The organism is Streptococcus phocae (genome assembly GCF_001302265.1).
GTDB lineage: Bacteria > Bacillota > Bacilli > Lactobacillales > Streptococcaceae > Streptococcus > Streptococcus phocae.
In genome coordinates, this window is record NZ_LHQM01000040.1 from 1 (window position 1) to 3,280 (window position 3,280).

Sequence of the window (3,280 nt, forward strand, 5' to 3'; positions counted from 1 at the left end):
GAGAAATAATTTCTACAGATAAAGCTGTTAATAGTACAGCAGAAAATAATTTAATTTTTTCATAAATAAAATCCTTTTTATATTTTATCACATTTATTCGAAAAATAAAGCGGTTTCAAAAAAATATCTTTATACATTTTAATTGCTATAAGTTAAGTTTCTATTTTCGTTATAGTCCTACGATAGTGACTATCAATAGCTACTAGTTCCTTCTTCTCTTCTTCTGTTAGTTCGTCTAATTCTATTCCGTGCATGAAAAATCGGCTACTTAGATAACCTTCCAGACTATCTTTTAAGTGTTGTCGCCTTTTAGTACGTTTGTACCATTGCTGACGATTTTGCTTGGGTTTCAAATCAATATGTTCTTTCTCAATATCATTATTTGTTTATCATACCCGTTGAGCATGATTAACGTAAGCTAAATAAAGTTCTTTGGTTTCGAGGAAAGGTTACTCCAGCATCTTGATAATGTTCTTAGCATCGGTATCCATGGCGCGTGATAGGTTTTCAAGTTGATGCTTTGGCAAATCCCAACCATGATTGCTCTGTAGCCAGGCTTCCTCATCTTGTTGCTCTTTTAGTATTCTGCATCTACTCTCCTCTGTATACCATTTCTTTATATGTCACATCACGCGCTACTTCGGTGACTGATCTGCGAGCTACGGTGTTCGTTCTTGGGTTTTTCTCTATTATAGCAATATTCTTCTCTCTTTAGCATTATCGTAAAAAAACACCTAGGCGGTGTCTCTTTAATATACTAATAAGGCATTAAGGTTTATAGCCCCTTAAAACACCAAGAAGGTTTTGACTGAAGAATATTTCCTCATGGTCTTTCAAGGAACCCCCTTGAACATAATCAATATACCCAATACCATTAAGCAGACACACAACTTCTCCAGTCGCTTTAACTAAACTCTCTCGCGTAAAATCTAAAGAGAGTCCTAAAAGGTCTGCATCTGATAAAATTACCACGTCCTTTGTGGTTAGATGCCTAATCGGAAATATCGTTTCCTGATTTGAGGATACTTGTGGCTCTTCTAAACTTTCAAAAAATGTAACCGTACATGAGGTGCTAGCTATAAAGAACTGTTCCCTCTTAATATATAAATCAAACTTAGCTAACCCATTAAGAACAGTTTGTCTTAAAATGTCTAAATCATTCGTCATCTTTCTCTCCTTTTTCTCGCCGGCTACGTTCTGTTAAGAGCTACCGAGTAAAATAATCAAGCAGTCTAGTTACTGCTTTAGGTATTTGTGCCTTATTGCTTCTCCTACTGCTTCATTCGGATAGTCTGTATCAATCTCCTTATCCAGTATTGGGAAGTTATTAAAGGACTATAGGCGCGTGATTCCCTCAGTGACTTCTTTTGCAGCAAACCTAAAAGTAGAAATAATTGTTCCTGATATTTAAGTGCAAAAAGTTACTTCCCTTTCGAGGGTACAGGGTGTGCAGGGGACGTGCGAGTTTGTTAATTAGGTATTTATACAATGACATTTGATTTCTCCTGTTGAGGCATTTGTTACTACATAGTATATAATCAAAAAAGAAATGAGACAATAGCAAACGGGTTATGATAACTTTGAATAACTTAAAAGAATAGTGATGCTAGTTTGGTCTAAATAATAGAGCATAGCATCAATTAAACACATCGTTTTAATTTAGTTATTGTAATAGTTATAAGAATAATTATATAATAGTTATAGAGGGATCTCAAACTTATGTATATCAAGGGGTTCAGCAAAGTTATTTCATAGATTTTGCGAAATACTTCATAACTTTGGCGAAATACTTCATAACTTTGGCGAAACACTTCATAACTTTGGCGAAACACTTCATAACTTTGGAGAAAAATACTAATATTTTAGTGGATAGTCTATCATTCGTGTTGTTTTTTCTCCAATACGATGAAACTTAGTAAAGGAAGTGATAAAAATGGACAAAAATGAGGATGCTAAAATGCTAATTCCTTATAACAAAGCAAAAGGTCAGTATGATAAACTATTTCCAACTTTATTCGACTTAGGGAATATCTCTAAAGATGATGAGCGAATTGTCAATGCTATTCTGTCAGAGTTACACCGTCTGCCTTATTCAGAAAGTGGGATAGAAATCGACTACGACAGAATTGCCATACTAGCTGGTGGACAGTACACAAGAGAGTTGAAAATTGACGGAGAACGTGTTATCGCTACGAATAACATCAAAAGGTTTAGTACTGCTATTGAAGATATCGGATCATTCCTAAGTCAAGTGCATTATAAAAAGGTTATTGGACTAGATGAGTTCGGTATACCAAATAAGTTTGATCATATTTTTTTGTTTAAGGATAAATTTACGATAGACCACGGAGCGCGTAAACTAACGGTTTATCTATCTGATTATATTTATCAAGATGAAGTCCTTGATGAAACTGGTGCTATTGAGACACCTCAAAGGCGTGTGTATGAGCTCTTTTACCAAGACGATTGGAGCAAAATTCATCACCTCAAATATAGCCTGTTTATCCATAATTCCCTAAAATCCCAATATTCCATGCGTCTATACCGAGAAATTGCCGGTTATCGTAGTTATGGAAGTTACTATGCTTATGCAGAGCGATTTGAAAAGGATATTATGAAGCTTTCAACTCCTTCCTTAATACAAAATAAGTCTGTGCTTATTCGTAGAGCCTTTAAAGAGCTGAAGGAATTGAAAGACCAATTCGGCAATCCCATCATTCCCGATTTAGAGATGGTCATTGAACGGCGAGGGCGAGGAACTTATAAATACTCCTTTACCTTTAAAAAATTCACCAATGACCTTCTTCCGGTGCTTGGTATGACTTCGGAAGGTTTTTATATCCTACAGTTCCCCTCTCAACAAATGTCTGTTATTGATAGTCAAGAAGAGGATGCGGACTATATCGAAGTATCCAATTACTTTGTCACTATTTTTGGAACGGATAACAGCGTTAACAATAGTAACAACCGCAACACCTTAAAAGAATGGTTAAAGGTAGCAGATAAAGAGTTAATTATTGAAATGTTGAGAAGGACAAGTACGGACAGTTCACGAAAATTTGGCTGGACCATTAAGGCAATGAAGAATTTACTATCACAGGACGTTACAACGATAGAAGGTCTGAGAGAATCGGATCAACTAAAATTCAATCGAAGTGAATCTTTAATCACGCGCTTAATCGAGCAAAACCCTCAATATGCTCAACTGTTCGTCATGTTAAAGGAATTAACCAGTGAGCCTACCATTGCCCCTGTCATCATTGAAGATGTCGAAAACTAT

General features: G+C 35.6%; 2 protein-coding genes. One reads left to right on the forward strand and one right to left on the reverse strand.

Annotated features, from left to right (window positions below; all coding sequences use genetic code 11):
• Positions 1 to 768 precede the first annotated feature (768 nt).
• Positions 769 to 1,167 (reverse strand): hypothetical protein, encoded by a 399-nt coding sequence (locus AKK44_RS07535; protein WP_054279179.1) that lies wholly within the window; start codon positions 1,165 to 1,167, stop codon positions 769 to 771.
• Between the two features lie 766 nt (positions 1,168 to 1,933).
• Here AKK44_RS07535 and AKK44_RS07540 point away from each other — a divergent pair.
• Positions 1,934 to 3,280: replication initiation protein (locus AKK44_RS07540; RefSeq protein ID WP_054279180.1), on the forward strand; the 1,347-nt coding region annotated here is incomplete at its 3' end.

Coding starts and splice junctions, on each gene's coding strand:
- AKK44_RS07535 (WP_054279179.1), bottom strand. CDS start 1,167: ATGACGAATGATTTAGACATTTTAAGACAAACTGTTCTTAATGGGTTA.